Consider the following 16,273-nt stretch of genomic DNA (forward strand, 5'->3'; position numbering starts at 1 on the left):
ACATGAGGAAAATACTAATTTCCGCGGTCTACTTTTTGTCCGTTGGTGCATTGGCACAATCCAAAGAACAGTCTAAAACCTGGGAACTTTTGCTAAACAACAAAAGGGTAGAAGCAAGAAACTTTTATGATAAAAACTTAAAAAATAATTCAGCTAAAGACTTTGAAAATCTCTTTCTCGATGCAATGATTGATGAAGAAATGGGACAGATGATTTTTGATGAAACATTCATTAAATATTTTGCTGACTTTAAGCTGGATGATGCTTATCTGTATCCGATTATTAAAAAGTCTTTCCTGCTCGCCGATTATGAGAACTCAGGATTTGATGATAATTCATACAAAAAAGTTGATTTTTTAGCGCAACATCCGGTATATGGGGAAAGTACAGCTATTCTTGAATATAAGGCAACGCTTGACAGGATAAGGAACAATAATAAAAGTGCGGACGATTACCTTTCTAAAATTAAACGCATTGATCAATGGCAGTTTGCAGGTGTATTTGAAAATCTGAACGGAAGCGGACTTTACAATGAATATGAACCGGAAACTACCGCCTCCGGCGACAAACTCTTTAACGCAGACAGTTTCGGATATGTAGGCTGGTACAACAGAAAATTTCCTACAAACGACGGTTTTGAATTTTTCATTAATGAAACTGAATATGGAAGAGGGATTATGTATGCCCAAAGTTTTATTGAAAATCCGGTTGAAAGAAAAATTTTGCTCGAAGTAGATGCTAATACAGAGTTCAGGTTGTTTTTAAATGATACAGAAATCCTGTCAAGCACAGCAGATAGCTATACCAATCTGGGATCACATCTGGTTGAGGTTTCTCTACCGAAAGGAATGAACAGGCTCCTGCTGAAATTTGATGTAAAGGATACTAAAACGGCCTTTATGGTGGTTCCTTTTGATACCGATTATCAGAAAATTTCTGATCTTAAGTACTTTGATACCTACAAAATATACCAAAAAAGTTCACCAGAACAGTTACAGGCAAAAGAACTTCCTCTGAAATTTGAAAAACTGTTAAAAGAAAAAATAGCTCAGCATCCTGAAAGCATTTTTTACAAATATCTTCTGGCTGCTGGTTACCTTAATAATCTCCAAAACGATCAGGCTAAAGAAATTATAGACCAGATGATGAAAACCTATCCCAAATCTTCGGTAGTGCAAAGTCTTCTGGCTTCATACTATAATAATATTGAAGATAAAGAAAAGGTTAATGAGATCTACAAAAATATAGAGATCAATGATTCGGAATATTTTCTCGTGCCGCTTCTGAAAATGATGGATGGTGAAAAATTCCAGAATATGTCTATTCAGGAACTTGAAAAATACAGGGATATTTTAAACAGAACGAAAGCCAAATCTGTAGGTGGATTTTTCGATGTGGTTATTGCCATTCGAAACCGTGATATGGAAAAGGCAAAGGAGCATATAGCCCATCTGAAAAAAGATTTTGCTAATAATGAGAGATTTTTCAGCATTTTTACCACATTGGAAGATATGGATAAAAAAGATCAAAGCTCTACCATTAAAAAATTTGAAGAAGCTTATTCACAAAAGAGCAGTCCCGATATTATGAATACGCTTTACAGCTTGTATCAGAAATCAAACAGAGTAGAGGATCAAAAGAAAATTCTTAAAAAATACATAGAATTATATCCTTCCGTTAATTCTTTCAGAACCCAATACTTAAATCTTCTCGAAGATGATGTACAAAACCCGGAATATGGAAAAGGTCTGGAAGATGCTTTAGCAAACTTTCCGTATTCTTATTCATTGCTGGCTGCCAAAGCAGAATATCTTGCAAAACTTAACAAAAAAAACGAAGCTGTACAATTTGCCAAACTGTCTCTTTCTCATAATACCGACAACGAGCAGATGCATAAGCTTCTAAGAGATCTAGATCATACGGAAGACGAGATTGATAAAGTGGGTGTAAAAGATCTTTACAAGCTTGTAAGCGACCGCAGAAAAAATACAGCGACAGGAAAAAAAGGTGTTACAACACTTCTTGATGAATATATTGTAAATGTCTATCCTGAAGGAGGTTTTAAAAAGAGAAGCACCTATGCTTACGAAATTACTTCCGAAAACGGAATTGAAGAGTTAAAGGAATACGGAATCGATTATTATGATGACGTTATTAAAGCAGAAATTGTAAAGCCGGACGGAAGCATTATTCCGGGAGAAAGGTCTTCGGAAAAGATTGTATTTACCAATCTTGCAGTGGGTGATGTCATCCTTGTTCAGATCGAAAGTTTAGAAAGAAAAAGCGGAAGATTTTATAAAGATTTTAATGTAAGCTCTTATTTTAATTCGCAATATCCTGTTGTAGAATCAATCTTTACGGTGATCACACCAGAAAATTTAAATTATCAGGTTAAAAGTAATAATAGGGAAGTTCCTTCCACAAAAAAGAAATCAGATGGAAAGCTGTACCAAACCTGGAAGCTTAATAATCTGGAAGAAGTGAATTTTGATGAATATTTCGGACCCAACTTCTATGATACAACCATTTCCGTAACGGCAAATTCCATCAAAACATGGCAGGAAATTGCCAACTGGTATTCGGATCTTACAAGAAAAAGCCTGGTTTCGGATAAAGTGGTAGAAAAAGCTTTTAAAGAAATTTTCCCATCAGGAATTCCAGGAATGAGCGATGCGGCGAAAGCGGAAAAGATTTATAATTATATTGAAAAAAACGTAACGTACAGTTCGGTAGATTTCCGCCAGAGCGGTTATATTCCTCAGAAACCATCCAAAACGCTCAGCTCAAAGCTGGGAGACTGTAAGGATCTTTCAACATTGTTTGTAATCCTTGGAAACCAGGCCGGACTTAAATCTAATCTCGTACTGGTACAGACTAATGATAATTCGGTTCAGCGTCTGCTTTTACCGAATCTAAGCTTCAATCACTGTATTGTAAAAGTAAATCTTGACGGAAAAGAAACGTTCCTTGAAATGACGGATAAGTTTCTTCCTTTTAACTCTCTTGTGAAAGGTAATTATAAAGCAAAAGGATTGGTTATCGACACAGATAAAAATACATCGCAAGCAGCAGATCTTATTGAAATCTCAAACACAAATAATGCAAAATCAATATTTAAAACCACCAGCGAAGTCAATGTAAACGGCGATGATCAGAATTTTACCGTTAAGCAATACGTGACTGGAGAATCTAAAAGCTATTACAACAACTTTTTCCAGGGATCTCAGACCGATGATTCACGTAAAAAGACAGTAGAAGAGGAATTGGGTTCGGTTCTGGATAAGGTGATCAGCGTAAAAACCGTAAAACTTCTAGATGGAAAAGATCTTACTCCAAAACCTCTTTCGTATGAAGTTCAGTTTAGCGTAAATGATAAACCGCAGTCTGTGGGAAGCCTGAAAATTATGAAAATCCCTTTCGTAACAAAGCCTTTCACAAAAGAAATTGTGGCTACGGAAAACCGAAAAACAGATATTGTCTACACACGCTATGAAAAAGAGAATAATTATTTTGAAGAAGTATATCTGAATATCCCTGAAACTATGAAGTTTATTGAAATTCCGGAGAATAAAAAGCTGACTTATAATAATTTTACATATTCAATCAATTATGAATTGGTAAAAAATAACAAATTAAAGATCACAAGAGTTGCAGATACACCTTGGGATAATATCAAAGCCGGGCAATATTCCGAATTTAAGAAATTTGTGGAAGAAGCAATTAATGCAGAAAACCAGATTTTAGGATACAAATAAAAACAGAAAGCTTACAGATGATTGTAAGCTTTTTTATTTAAAAATGAAACTCCTGAGTTAATCTTTTATCTTCGTCCAGCCTTTCAATTAGTTTCTCAAGACCTTCGAATTTAATTTCATCATGCAGAAAATCCCTGAAAGTAACGGTAATTTTTTCGTCATAAATATCTTCTCCAAAATCAAGAATGTAGACTTCAACCGTTAGCTTTTCTCCATTTACGGTAGGGTTGGTACCGATGCTGAGCATCCCTCTATATAATTTGCCTTTTACCAAAACTTCTACGATATAAGCTCCTTTTTTCGGCAGTAATTTAACAGAATCCGTTTCGATATTGGCAGTAGGATATCCAATTGTTCTTCCGATTTTTTTTCCGTGAACTACGGTTCCTGAGACAGAGTAGGGATAGCCGAGCATTTCGTTAGCATCAGCAATATTTCCAGCTAAAAGGGCATTGCGGACTTTAGTAGAGCTGATGTTGTTTTCATGAATATTAATGGCTTCCATCTGTTCCACTTCAAAATCCAGTTCTTTGGAAAGTTTTTGCAGCAACTCAAAATTTCCACTTTTATTTTTTCCGAAAGAATGGTCGTACCCGATAATCAGATATTTGATATTGAGCTGATCCACCAAAATTTGTCTCACGAATTCTTCTCCGGTAAGATTTCTGAATTCTTCATCAAATTCTTTTAAAAATAAAGTGTCAATACCATATTTTTTCATTAAAAATTTTTTCTCGTCCAGCGTATTGAGAAGCTTTAAGTCTTCATTCGGGTTAAAAACAAATCTTGGATGAGGCCAGAAGGTGAGGACTGCAGTTTCCAGATTATTTTCAGAACCTACTTTTATTAATTCGTTAATAATACTTTTATGTCCGAGATGCACCCCGTCAAACATTCCTAAAGATAAGGCTAAAGGCTTTTGAGGCGTATAATCGCTAAAATTCCTGAAAACTTTCAAAATGAAAAAATTTTGACTGCAAATATATGAAATATTGTAACAATGTATCAATTAAACAATGTACTAATATTTAGCGTCTGGATGATTGCCAGACTGGCAAACTGTTAGATTGGTGTACTAAAAGAAAAGTATGATAAAAATCTGTTTTTTACCAATTGCGGGTTAAGCAAGAATCATTATATTTGCACCAAGAAAAAATTTAGCAATGGCAAACCAAATTAAAGGTAAAATTTCTCAAATTATTGGTCCGGTAATCGACGTTGTCTTTACTGATGTGGAAGCAGTTCCAAGCATTTATGACGCGTTAGAAATTACAAAGGATAGCGGTGAAAAAGTAGTTTTAGAGGTAGAACAGCATATTGGAGAAGATACAGTAAGATGTATCGCAATGGACGCTACTGATGGTCTTAAAAGAGGGCAGGAAGTAATCGGGTACGGAAATCCTATTACAATGCCAATCGGAGAGGCTGTAAACGGAAGACTTTTCAACGTTGTTGGTGATGCTATCGACGGGCTTCAGAATATTTCTAAGGATGGAGGACTGCCAATCCACAGAGAAGCTCCAAAATTTGATCAGCTTTCAACTTCTGCTGAAGTTTTATTTACAGGTATCAAAGTAATTGATCTTATCGAACCTTATGCAAAAGGTGGTAAAATCGGTTTGTTCGGTGGTGCAGGTGTAGGTAAAACCGTATTGATCCAGGAGTTGATTAATAATATTGCAAAAGGACACGGTGGTCTTTCTGTTTTCGCCGGAGTTGGTGAAAGAACGAGAGAAGGAAATGACCTTTTGAGAGAGATGCTTGAATCCGGAATCATCAAGTATGGTGAAGATTTTATGCACTCTATGGAAAACGGAGGTTGGGATCTTTCTAAAGTAGATTTGGAAGCGATGAAAGATTCTAAAGCCGCATTCGTTTTCGGACAGATGAATGAGCCACCTGGTGCAAGAGCAAGAGTAGCACTTTCCGGTCTTACATTAGCTGAATATTACAGAGACGGTGGAGAAAGCGGACAGGGTAGAGACGTACTTTTCTTCGTAGACAATATCTTCCGTTTTACACAAGCGGGTTCTGAGGTATCTGCACTTCTTGGTCGTATGCCATCTGCGGTAGGATACCAACCGACACTTGCTTCTGAAATGGGGGCAATGCAGGAAAGAATTACTTCTACTAAAAACGGTTCCATTACTTCAGTACAGGCGGTTTACGTACCTGCGGATGACTTAACTGACCCGGCTCCTGCAACTACATTTGCCCACTTGGATGCTACAACGGTATTAGATAGAAAAATTGCTTCACTGGGTATTTATCCTGCGGTAGATCCGTTGGCTTCTACTTCAAGAATCCTTGCTCCGGAAATTATCGGTGAAGAACATTATAATTGTGCTCAGAGAGTAAAAGAAATTCTTCAGAGATACAAAGCACTTCAGGATATCATCGCTATTCTTGGTATGGAAGAACTTTCTGAAGAAGATAAATCAGTGGTTTACCGTGCCAGAAAAGTTCAGAGATTCTTGTCTCAGCCTTTCCATGTAGCAGAGCAGTTTACAGGTATTCCTGGATCTTTGGTAGATATTAAAGATACCATTAAAGGATTCAACATGATTATCGATGGTGAGCTGGATCACTTACCGGAAGCTGCTTTCAACCTTAAAGGTACTATCGAAGAAGCGATTGCGGCAGGACAAAAAATGTTAGCTGATAACGCTTAATTAGACATAAGATTTTTAGATGTGAGATGAGAGACATTTAATGTTTGTCAAAATCTTTTAATCTTCAATCTTTTAATCTTTTAATCTAAATTAAAATGAATATAAAAATTTTAACACCAGAATACGTAGTTTTTGAAGGAGAAGTAGATTCTGTATTACTGCCTGGAAAAAATGGTGAATTCCACATCATGAAAAACCACGCGGGAATTGTTTCTTCTTTAATCGGCGGTAAAGTAAAATTGTACACAAAATCGGTTGATGAAGCGTATAGTAAATATTTTGCAAAAGAAAATGAAAAAGATTCTGTTTTTTCTTATCCTATCAAAAGCGGTGTTGTAGAATTTAATCATAATAAAGGGATTATCCTTTGTGAATAATTAAATGAAAAGCTAAATATATTTTCAAGAAAGTGTAACTTTGGTTACACTTTTTTTATGTTATGTAAAAATCTGGTTTTATGAAGAAGAATTTGATTATCATGTTTACAATTCTGGGGTTTCTGCTCCATGCGCAAACGGTAAAAATCAAAAGAGGAATTGTAACCCTTGAAGGAGTTCATGTTGCCAAAGTTTCCAATAAATCCAATATATATACTTTCATGGATCTTAAAGAGACTCCGATCTACACCATAGAATTTGTTGATAAAAGTATAGTAGATTCAGTAAGAGATAGTTATATAAAAATTAACCGGGTTTATAATAAAGAAAAAACGCTTGAGCTGGATTATATTTCACCGTCTGCTTTCTCAGGGGAAGAAAAATCTGCAGCTTATACCTGTATCAAAAGCCTGAAAATTATCGATGAAAGAGGTATTAATATCAAAAACCTTGATGAACTATTTAAAAATTCGCCTAAGAGAAAATTAGATAACAAAACCAAGGATGCATACACCATCAGAAACAAAATTGATAAATTAAATATCACCGTTAATAATGTAGGTGAAATTTTAAGTAATGGAAAACCAGTGGGTTACTTTACCAATTTGCCTGTAAGTTTTGGATCTGAAGATACCATTACCGATAAAACATTTGTAGATATTGAAATCTATGACGCAAACAGCAAATACATTGGCAAATATATTACCACTACCAAACAAATAAAAACAGCCGGCGGAAAAACATTTACCTTATACAGGGAAATTTCCGGGCGTGCATCTCTTCTGAAGTTTCCGACTTACAAAGCAATAGCCGAAAGAATGGCAATTCTGGATCCGAATTTTATCAAAATCCAGGAAAAAGTAATTGTTGGTGAAGTTAAACGAGATGGTGTGGAGAAATAGTCGAACGGGCTTTAGCCCGTTTTGTATAGATAAAAATTCAGTAGGCTTTAGCCAAACAGTCTCTTGGATTTAAGAGGCTTATATTTTTTATTCGAATATTACAAATTTGTAATCAACAGAATTTCAACACCATTTATTACGTGCTAATCAATAAAATCTACAGACTTAAAATCACCCCATTTTCTTTCAATTGCTGCATTGGTTTTGAGAACCAGAACAATTCAAAATGATCAAAATTTTCTTCGAAATTAGCTTTAAGTTGTTGAAGCATAGGTTTTTTCGGATTCTCAACAGAATATTCACTGAACATTTTTATCAGCCATTCAGCATGCTCCGTATCAAAATCAACGGTCACAATATTGGTTTTTAAATGCACTGTAATTTTCGTATACGTATAGTTATGCTTGTTTTTATTTTTTATGCGATTCTCAGCGATTACGTTTTTGGCTAAAAAAATAATTTTTGAATTCCCTTTAAAAGTAAAATCATCATTTTCAAGCAAAGCATCATGAATGTAGTCCGGATGAACGGTTGTTTGTGGAATTTTAAAATCAAACCATTCCTGAAGAGGAAGCTCAAAATTAATTCCGTGCATATAATTGAAAAGAGATTTTTTTAAGCCAAAGCTGAATTTTCCATGATCAATTCCTGTTCTGTCTGTAAAATCCATGTCATTGTTCGCAAAATAGATTTCTTGCTTAATCGGAGTTACTCCAAACTCTTCAGGATTTAATCCAACGGGTGAGTGAGCCGTCATCGCAAACTGATGCCAGAATCCGCTTTGTAAAATTCCCATCTCAAAAAGCTGGCGAACCATTTCCAGAGAATCCACTGTTTCCTGAATGGTCTGGGTAGGATAGCCATACATTAGATACGCATGAATCATGATCCCGGCTTCCGTAAAATTTCGGGTTACCTTCGCAACCTGATTTACAGAAATCCCTTTGTCGATCAACTTCAGCAAACGATCGCTCGCCACTTCAAGTCCTCCCGAAACGGCAACGCATCCGGAAAGTTTTAAAAGAAAGCACAAATCCCGAGTAAAACCTTTTTCAAAGCGGATATTTGTCCACCACGTTACAACAAGATTTCTCCGCAAAATTTCCAGGGCAACTTCTCTCATCAGAGCAGGTGGGGCAGCTTCATCCACAAAATGGAACCCTGTCTCTCCGGTTGTCCGGATCAATTCTTCCATTCGGTCAACCAAAATTTTTGCAGAAATGGGTTCGTAGATTTTAATGTAATCTAAAGAAATATCACAAAAGGTACATTTTCCCCAATAGCAGCCGTGGGCCATCGTCAATTTGTTCCATCTTCCGTCGCTCCATAAACTGTGCATCGGATTGGCAATTTCAATCACCGAAATATATTGGTCCAGCAATAAATCTGAATAATCAGGAGTTCCGATATCAGCTTGTTTATAATCGTGTTTTGAAGAATTATTTTTATAAGTAACTTCTCCACTTTCAATTAAAAAAGTTCTTTTGAACTGAGATTCTTTACTTTGTTCAGAATTACAAATATTTTGATAAAGTAGTTCTATAGGAAGTTCTCCATCATCTAAAGTGATAAAATCAAAAAATTCAAAAACTCTTTTATCCTTCACTTCCCGCAGTTCGGTATTCGGGAAACCACCGCCCATCGCTGTTTTTATATGCGGATAATTTTCTTTGATAAATTTTGCACATCGGAATGCAGAATATAAATTTCCCGGAAAAGGAACGGAAAAGCAAACCAGCTTTGGCTGAACAGCTTCTAATTTTTCATGAAGAATTTTTAAAGTAATTTCATCTGTAAATGTTTGACTACCTGTAATTTTCGAATACAATTCATTGAATGAGTTGGCACTTTTTCCCAACCGTTCTGCATACCTGCTGAAACCAAAATCGGGATCAATATTTTCCACAATATAATCCGAAAGGTCTTCTAAATATAAAGTTGCCAGATGTTTAGCCTTATCCTGCAGCCCCATATTTCCGAAAGCAAATTCCATATCATCCAGCTGGTTGAAACGTGAAGCTTCCGGGAGAAAATTCATGGAACAGATCTGTCTTGCCAGCGTTGGTGTTTTACCCTGCAGGAAAGAAATTACCTGATCGATGGTCTTGATATATTCGTCCCGTAATGAAAAAATACGCTGTGAATTTTCAGAGATTGTATGAATATTAATTTCTTTGGTGAAGACTTTTCGGATTCCGTCTTTAGAAAACAACTTCAAAATAACTTCAATTCCTAAATCTGCCTGAAAGGATGAAATACTCTTAGTGTTTAAAAAACCTTTGATATAAGCGGTAGCAGGATAGGGTGTATTAAGTTGTGTAAAAGGCGGAGTGATTAGAAGCAGGTCTTTCAACAGTAAAATTTTTGCAAAGTTAAGGTTTTCAGAATATATTAGTTCAAAAAAACCACTGATCATTCAGTGGTTTTAATTGTATACTTTTTAAATTTCTTTAAAACTTAAACCTTGTTCGGCCAGCAGTTTTTGCTCCTGATCTTTATAATGACCGCCAACAAGTTTGTCGTGGATAGCCTCAAAAGCAGCCAGTGTTTCATTGATTTCAGAATCGGTATGTGATGCTGTAGGAATTAATCTTAGCAGAATCATTCCTTTAGGTATCACAGGATAAACTACTACAGATGTGAAGATTCCATAGTTTTCTCTCAAGTCTTTCACTAAGAGTGTTGCTTCTACCGGAGTTCCCTGCATCATTACCGGAGTTACACAGGTATTGGTATCACCGATGTTGAATCCTCTTTCTTTTAATCCGTTCTGAAGCTTGCGGGTATTTTCCCAAAGCTTAGCCTTAATTTCCGGTCTTGTTCTTAAAAGTTCCAGTCTTTTCAACCCTCCGATTACCATTGGCATCGTTAAAGATTTAGCAAAGATTTGTGACCTTAAATTAAATTTCAGATATCTTATAATTTCTCTATCACCGGCAATAAAAGCTCCGAAACCTGCCATTGATTTTGCAAAAGTAGAGAAGTACACATCAATCTTATCCTGACAGCCCTGCTCTTCACCGGCCCCGGCTCCGGTTTCACCCAGTGTTCCGAATCCGTGTGCATCGTCAACCAAAAGTCTGAATTGATATTTTGATTTTAATTCGCAGATTTCTTTCAATTTACCTTGCTGCCCTCTCATCCCGAAAACACCTTCCGTAATCACTAAAATTCCTCCTCCATTTTCTTCGGCTACTTTAGTGGCTCTTTCAAGATTCTTTTCAAGACTTGCAATATCATTGTGTCTGTAGGTAAATCTTTTTCCGGCGTGAAGTCTAACTCCATCTACGATACATGCATGAGAATCAACATCATAAACAATTACATCATTTCTTCCTACCAAAGCGTCAATGGTAGAAACCATTCCCTGGTATCCGAAATTCAATAAATAGGCAGATTCTTTTTGTACAAAATCAGCCAGTTCTCTTTCCAGTTGCAAATGTTGTTCAGTTTCTCCGGACATTGCTCTTGCGCCCATAGGGTAGAACATTCCGAACTCTGCGGCTGCTTTAGCATCAGCTTCCAAAACTTCCGGGTGGTTACACATTCCCAAATAATCGTTAGCGCTCCAGAAAATAACTTCTCTTCCCTGAAATCTCATTCTCGGGCCGATAGGTCCTTCTAATCTCGGGAAAATAAAATATCCTTCACCATAATCTGCAAATTGTCCAAGAGGTCCTGGATTTTCTTTTATTCTGTCAAAAATATCCAACATTTTATTAATATTTTAAGTAAAAAAGCCTTTTGTATTTACAAAAAGGCTTGATTTGTATAACTTTTTTATTCCTTATTTAATGAATTCAGTTTTGAAAACTTCATCGTAGTTGTGAACACAATTGTTTACAAAGCCCTGCTCGGCCATCCATTTATCACTGTACACTTTAGTAATGTATCTTGAACCGTGATCAGGATAGATCAGAACCACAAGATCATTTTCTGAAAACTCGTGAGATTGGGAATATTGAAGTAATGCCTGGGTAACAGCTCCTGTAGTATATCCTCCCATGATAGCTTCTTTCAAAGCGATTTCTCGGGTTCTGTAAGCCGACATTTCATCGTTTACCCTTACAAATTCATCCACTTTATCAAAGAGAAGGGCAGAGGGAATTAAATTTTTTCCCATTCCTTCAATCTGGTAAGGATGAACATCTTCTTTGTGGATTTCTCCTGTTTCGTGATAGCTTTTTAAGATAGATCCGTCTGCATCCACACCAATAATTTTGATGTCCGGATTTTTCTCCTTTAAAAACTTGGCTGATCCTGATAATGTTCCGCCGGTTCCTGTACATGCAAAAAGGTGGGTAATTTTACCTTGTGTCTGCTCCCAGATTTCGGGCCCGGTAGTCTGATAATGGGCATCAATATTCAGTTCGTTGAAATATTGATTGATGTATACCGAATTGGGAGTTTCTGCAGCGATTCTTTTGGCTACTTCATAATATGATCTCGGATCGTCTGCCGGAACATTGGCCGGACAAATATAAACGGTAGCTCCCAATGCCTTCAGATAGGCTATTTTTTCAGGCTTGGTTTTATCACTTACTGCAAGGATACATTTATATCCTTTAATAATACAAACCATAGCAATTGAAAATCCTGTATTTCCTGACGTAGTTTCTACCACCACGGAATCTTCTGTTAATAAACCTTTTTTCTCAGCGTTTTCTATAATATGAAGTGCTATTCGATCTTTTGTGGAATGTCCAGGATTATATGATTCTAACTTGGCATAAACAGTTGCAGGAATTTCTTTCGTCACAGTGTTAATCTTCACCATAGGAGTATTTCCTATTAGGCCAAGTATATTATCGTAAACATTACTCATTATTTGTTATTTTTCAATAAAAATCTGTCGGCAAAAATACAAAAAAATAAATTTATTTCTAAACTTTTGTTTTGATTTCTAACCTCTAAAATAGAGAAAATAAATTTTATATTATCATTCAACCAAGAAACTTTTCAAAAAACGAGCCAATTTTTTTAAATTTTGTTAAAAACCGCCTAAAATCACAGAAAAGCCTTATTTTCGCATAATTGATTTAATACTATGAAAAATTGGACTTTCAGGCGATGGAACACCGTTCTCGGATGGGTGGTTTTCGTTATTGCATTTATTACATACTTGTCCACCGTAGAACCGAATTTCAGTTTTTGGGATTGTGGCGAGTATATTTCCTCGGCGGTAAAACTTGAAGTAACGCATGCTCCCGGAGCAGCATTATTCCAGATTGTGGGTGCTGTGGCAGCCATGTTTGCGTTGGGAAATGGCGAAAATTATTCTATCGTAATCAATGCGATGTCCGCATTGTTCAGTGCTTTTACAATCCTGTTTTTATTCTGGACGATTACACACCTTGTGAGAAGACTTTTAAATAAGGATTTTGACGAAATTACTAAACATCAGGAAATTTCCATTCTTTTTGCCGGAGTTGTAGGAGCTTTGTGCTTTACCTTTTCAGATACCTTCTGGTTTTCTGCGGTAGAAGGAGAAGTTTATTCAATGGCATCCATGTTTATTGCACTTTTGGTTTGGCTTATTACCAAATGGGAAAATGAATACTTATTGCCGGATAATGAAAGATGGATCATTTTAATTTTCTTTATATTAGGGCTTTCCGTGGGTGTTCACATGATGTGTATGCTCGCAATTCCAGCGGTATGCTTTATATACTATGCAAGAAAATATACTTTTACCTGGAAAAACTTTATCTGGGCTAATGTCATAACTTTGCTTATCCTTGCGGTTGTTTTTAAAGGAATTTTCCCTTTCATTATGACCATGTTCGGAAAGCTTGAAATTTTCTTTGTAAATGGATTAGGACTACCTTTCCATTCAGGAACCATTGCGGCATTTATCATTATGATTGCGATCTGCTATTTCCTGATTTCTTACACAAGGAAGATGAAGAGAAATGTGTATCAGACCATTTCTTTATCGGTAGTATTTATGATGATCGGTTTTTCATGCTGGATGGTAATTCCTATCAGGGCCAATGCCAATCCGCCAATGAACCTTAACGATCCGGACAACGCCATCGGAATGCTGGATTATTACAACCGAGAACAATATGGGGACTGGCCTACGATTTATGGTCAAAACTATACTGCGTATCTTGATGCTAAAGGAATCGAAAAAAATGAGGATGGAAGCTTCAAGACCCAGAAAACGGGTGAAATCTATGAAAAAGATGAGAAAACCGGAACGTACAGAAAGACAGGAGACCGCTTCAATTATGTATTCAATAAAGCGCACGTCGGTTTCATGCCGAGAATGTTTAATGAGGATAAGGATGTTATGTCGAATTACATTTCCATGTACGGCGCACCAGACTTCAGCTTTAATTATGGCAATGAAGATATTGCAGACAGTCCTGAAGCAAAGCAGATTTTCGATGATCTGCGAAAAAAATATGAAGATAAAACCATTACTGCTTCAGATTATTTAAAGGTAAGGCCGTATGATCTTATCAATGTTCAGAGACCTTCTTTGGGACAGAATTTAGATTATTTCATTACCTTCCAAAATGGATATTATTTCGTACGGTATCTGATGTGGAACTTCGTGGGACGCCAGAATGATCTTGAAGGAAACATGGAAAGTACCCGCGGAAACTGGATCTCAGGAATTCCTTTTATTGATGATTCCATTGTAGGAAACCAGGACAAAATGCCTGCGAAATTTAAAAATGAAAGTACGGTGAAATTTTTCTTTTTGCCATTGCTTTTAGGACTCATCGGGTTCTTTTTCCAACTGAACAAAGATTTCGGAAGATTCTATGCCATGCTTTCGATTTTCGTATTAATGAGTGTGGGAATTATTTTCTACACCGGTGTAAAACCGTTTGAACCGAGAGAAAGAGATTATGCAATGGTAGGTTCATTCTATGTTTTTGCCATTTGGATCGGGTTGGGAGCAGCCGCTATTCTCTGGTTCCTGCAATCTAAAGTTAAATCTAATGCAGCCAATATTGTTGTGGGAGTCGTTCTTTTAGGAGTTCCTTTCATGATGGGATTCCAGAATTATAATGTACACAACAGGCACAACCGATATACTTCATACGACTACGGATATTCTGTCTTAAAATCACTGCCTAAAAATGATATTTTATTTGTATATGGTGATAATGATACCTATCCGGTTTGGGCAATTCAGGAGACAGAGCAGTTCAGAGACGATGTAAAAGTGGTTAACTTTACCCTTGCTTCCACTCCGTGGAATATTGACCAGATCAAAAGAAGAACCTATAATGCGGCTCCGGTTCCGGGTATTTTAACGCATGATGACTACAGAGACGGAACCAACGACCAGATCTATATGATGAAAAAAGAAGACTGGGAAGGTGTTTTCTCTATGCTGAAAGAACAGGGAGCTCCTGAAACGGAGTTTGCAGAATTCAAAAAGTATCTTGTTCAGGATTCCATGACGATGAAAGAAGCGCTCAACTTCCTTAAATATTCATCACCGGCGAAGAATGAGCTTCTTAAAATGTATTTCGGAGAAGAAAAATATGAAAAGTATAATATTCTTCCGGTGAATAAATTCATTCTTCCTGTAAATAAGGCGAATGCCGTAAATGCAGGAATTATCAATGCATCAGATCTTCCGAACACAGTAAATCAGATTATGATTACATATAAAGCCAACACGTTATACAAAAATAACCTGATTATGCTTGATATTCTGGCTAATTTCGACTGGAAAAGGCCGATCAATTTCTCTTCAGGTGGAATCTATGACAGCGAGAATGTTTTCTATCTGGATGAATATCTTCAGTTTGACGGTTTCAGTTACAGACTGATTCCGATCCACACGCCGCAAACACCGGATGGGGAACTTGGAAGAGTAGATGCTAACTCATTATACAATGTCGTTAAAAACTTCAGATGGGGTAATTTTAAAGATCTTGATACGCATTTCGATGAAACAGCCACTTCCAACATTATGAGCTACAGAGCTTCGGCAAGCAGAGCTGCAGCAGCTTTGGCAACAATGGGACAAAAAGGAAAAGCGGTAGAACTTCTTGATCTTGCATCAAAAGAGATTCCGGCCGAAAAATATAATGATCCGCGTTCATTGAGCTCAATGGTTTACGGATACATCGTTTCCGGACAGGAAGCTAAAGGATTGAAGCTGGCAGAAGTTCTGAAAAAAGGTATTTTTGAAGAATACGATTATTACATGAGCCTCAGCAAGTCTGATCAGAACTATCTGAGAAGGCAGATCAGAACAAAACCGATGGAATATTCATTAGTGATTTCTGCGGTTACGGATGCTTACACCAGAATCGGGCAGAAAGAAAAAGCGTATGATTATCTGGTAAAATCCATTGAACCTATTGATAAGAAATTCAATACATTTATTGAAGGCCTTAAAGAAATGGGCAAGGAAAAAGCTATGAATGAATCTGAGCAGGTACAGAAGATCACGCCATTCTACCAATATTTGTTTGATATTATGGAACCTTTCGATTCCACCTATTCGAAAGAAAAGGAAACACAGATTACCAACGCGATAATCAAAGCAACACAATAATATAATTAAACGGAACTTCGGTTCCGTTTTTTTT

Annotated in this window: 9 protein-coding genes; 5 read left to right on the forward strand and 4 right to left on the reverse strand. The window is 36.6% G+C overall.

Features of this window, described 5'->3' with window-relative positions:
• Positions 1–2 precede the first annotated feature (2 nt).
• Positions 3–3,755 carry a DUF3857 domain-containing protein gene (locus SOP96_RS10320; protein WP_326320904.1) on the forward strand — a complete coding sequence of 1,251 codons (3,753 nt, stop codon included), beginning with the start codon at positions 3–5 and terminating at the stop codon, positions 3,753–3,755.
• Between the two features lie 37 nt (positions 3,756–3,792).
• Here the strand turns inward: SOP96_RS10320 and SOP96_RS10325 are convergent, their stop codons facing one another.
• Positions 3,793–4,713: a bifunctional riboflavin kinase/FAD synthetase gene (locus tag SOP96_RS10325; RefSeq protein WP_326320905.1), complete on the reverse strand. Its 921-nt coding sequence runs from the start codon at positions 4,711–4,713 to the stop codon at positions 3,793–3,795.
• Between the two features lie 205 nt (positions 4,714–4,918).
• Between SOP96_RS10325 and atpD the strand changes: the two genes are divergently transcribed.
• The 3 genes from atpD to SOP96_RS10340 all read left to right on the forward strand — a co-directional run bounded on the left by atpD (position 4,919) and on the right by SOP96_RS10340 (position 7,706).
• Positions 4,919–6,427 carry a F0F1 ATP synthase subunit beta gene (gene atpD, locus SOP96_RS10330; RefSeq protein WP_326320906.1) on the forward strand — a complete coding sequence of 503 codons (1,509 nt, stop codon included), beginning with the start codon at positions 4,919–4,921 and terminating at the stop codon, positions 6,425–6,427.
• 95 nt (positions 6,428–6,522) lie between these two features.
• Positions 6,523–6,804 (forward strand): FoF1 ATP synthase subunit delta/epsilon, encoded by a 282-nt coding sequence (locus SOP96_RS10335; protein ID WP_326320907.1) that lies wholly within the window; start codon positions 6,523–6,525, stop codon positions 6,802–6,804.
• An 80-nt stretch (positions 6,805–6,884) separates the two neighbouring features.
• A complete protein-coding gene (locus SOP96_RS10340) occupies positions 6,885–7,706 on the forward strand; it encodes a hypothetical protein (RefSeq protein ID WP_326320908.1) in 822 nt (273 codons plus the stop codon).
• Between the two features lie 157 nt (positions 7,707–7,863).
• Here the strand turns inward: SOP96_RS10340 and SOP96_RS10345 are convergent, their stop codons facing one another.
• The 3 genes from SOP96_RS10345 to SOP96_RS10355 all read right to left on the reverse strand — a co-directional run bounded on the left by SOP96_RS10345 (position 7,864) and on the right by SOP96_RS10355 (position 12,531).
• On the reverse strand, positions 7,864–10,059 hold the full coding sequence (locus tag SOP96_RS10345) for a B12-binding domain-containing radical SAM protein (RefSeq protein ID WP_326321141.1): 2,196 nt from the start codon (positions 10,057–10,059) through the stop codon (positions 7,864–7,866).
• 87 nt (positions 10,060–10,146) lie between these two features.
• Complete coding sequence (locus SOP96_RS10350) at positions 10,147–11,418, reverse strand: aminotransferase class I/II-fold pyridoxal phosphate-dependent enzyme (protein WP_326321142.1); 1,272 nt, start codon at positions 11,416–11,418, stop codon at positions 10,147–10,149.
• Between the two features lie 75 nt (positions 11,419–11,493).
• Positions 11,494–12,531, reverse strand: coding sequence for a PLP-dependent cysteine synthase family protein (locus SOP96_RS10355; protein ID WP_326320909.1), 1,038 nt, complete (start codon positions 12,529–12,531; stop codon positions 11,494–11,496).
• A 222-nt stretch (positions 12,532–12,753) separates the two neighbouring features.
• Here SOP96_RS10355 and SOP96_RS10360 point away from each other — a divergent pair, with 222 nt between their 5' ends.
• Entirely contained in the window at positions 12,754–16,239 is a 3,486-nt protein-coding gene (locus SOP96_RS10360; RefSeq protein ID WP_326320910.1) for a glycosyltransferase family 117 protein, read from the forward strand.
• Positions 16,240–16,273 lie beyond the last annotated feature (34 nt).

Source organism: Chryseobacterium salviniae, from assembly GCF_035819015.1.
In the GTDB taxonomy this organism is placed as follows: Bacteria; Bacteroidota; Bacteroidia; order Flavobacteriales; family Weeksellaceae; genus Chryseobacterium; species Chryseobacterium salviniae.

What these genes read in the sequence shown, in the direction of transcription:
- SOP96_RS10320 (WP_326320904.1), top strand. Translation starts at nt 3, where the DNA reads ATGAGGAAAATACTAATTTCCGCGGTCTACTTTTTGTCCGTTGGTGCA.
- SOP96_RS10340 (WP_326320908.1), top strand. Translation starts at nt 6,885, where the DNA reads ATGAAGAAGAATTTGATTATCATGTTTACAATTCTGGGGTTTCTGCTC.
- SOP96_RS10360 (WP_326320910.1), top strand. Translation starts at nt 12,754, where the DNA reads ATGAAAAATTGGACTTTCAGGCGATGGAACACCGTTCTCGGATGGGTG.
- SOP96_RS10335 (WP_326320907.1), top strand. Translation starts at nt 6,523, where the DNA reads ATGAATATAAAAATTTTAACACCAGAATACGTAGTTTTTGAAGGAGAA.
- SOP96_RS10355 (WP_326320909.1), bottom strand. Translation starts at nt 12,531, where the DNA reads ATGAGTAATGTTTACGATAATATACTTGGCCTAATAGGAAATACTCCT.
- atpD (WP_326320906.1), top strand. Translation starts at nt 4,919, where the DNA reads ATGGCAAACCAAATTAAAGGTAAAATTTCTCAAATTATTGGTCCGGTA.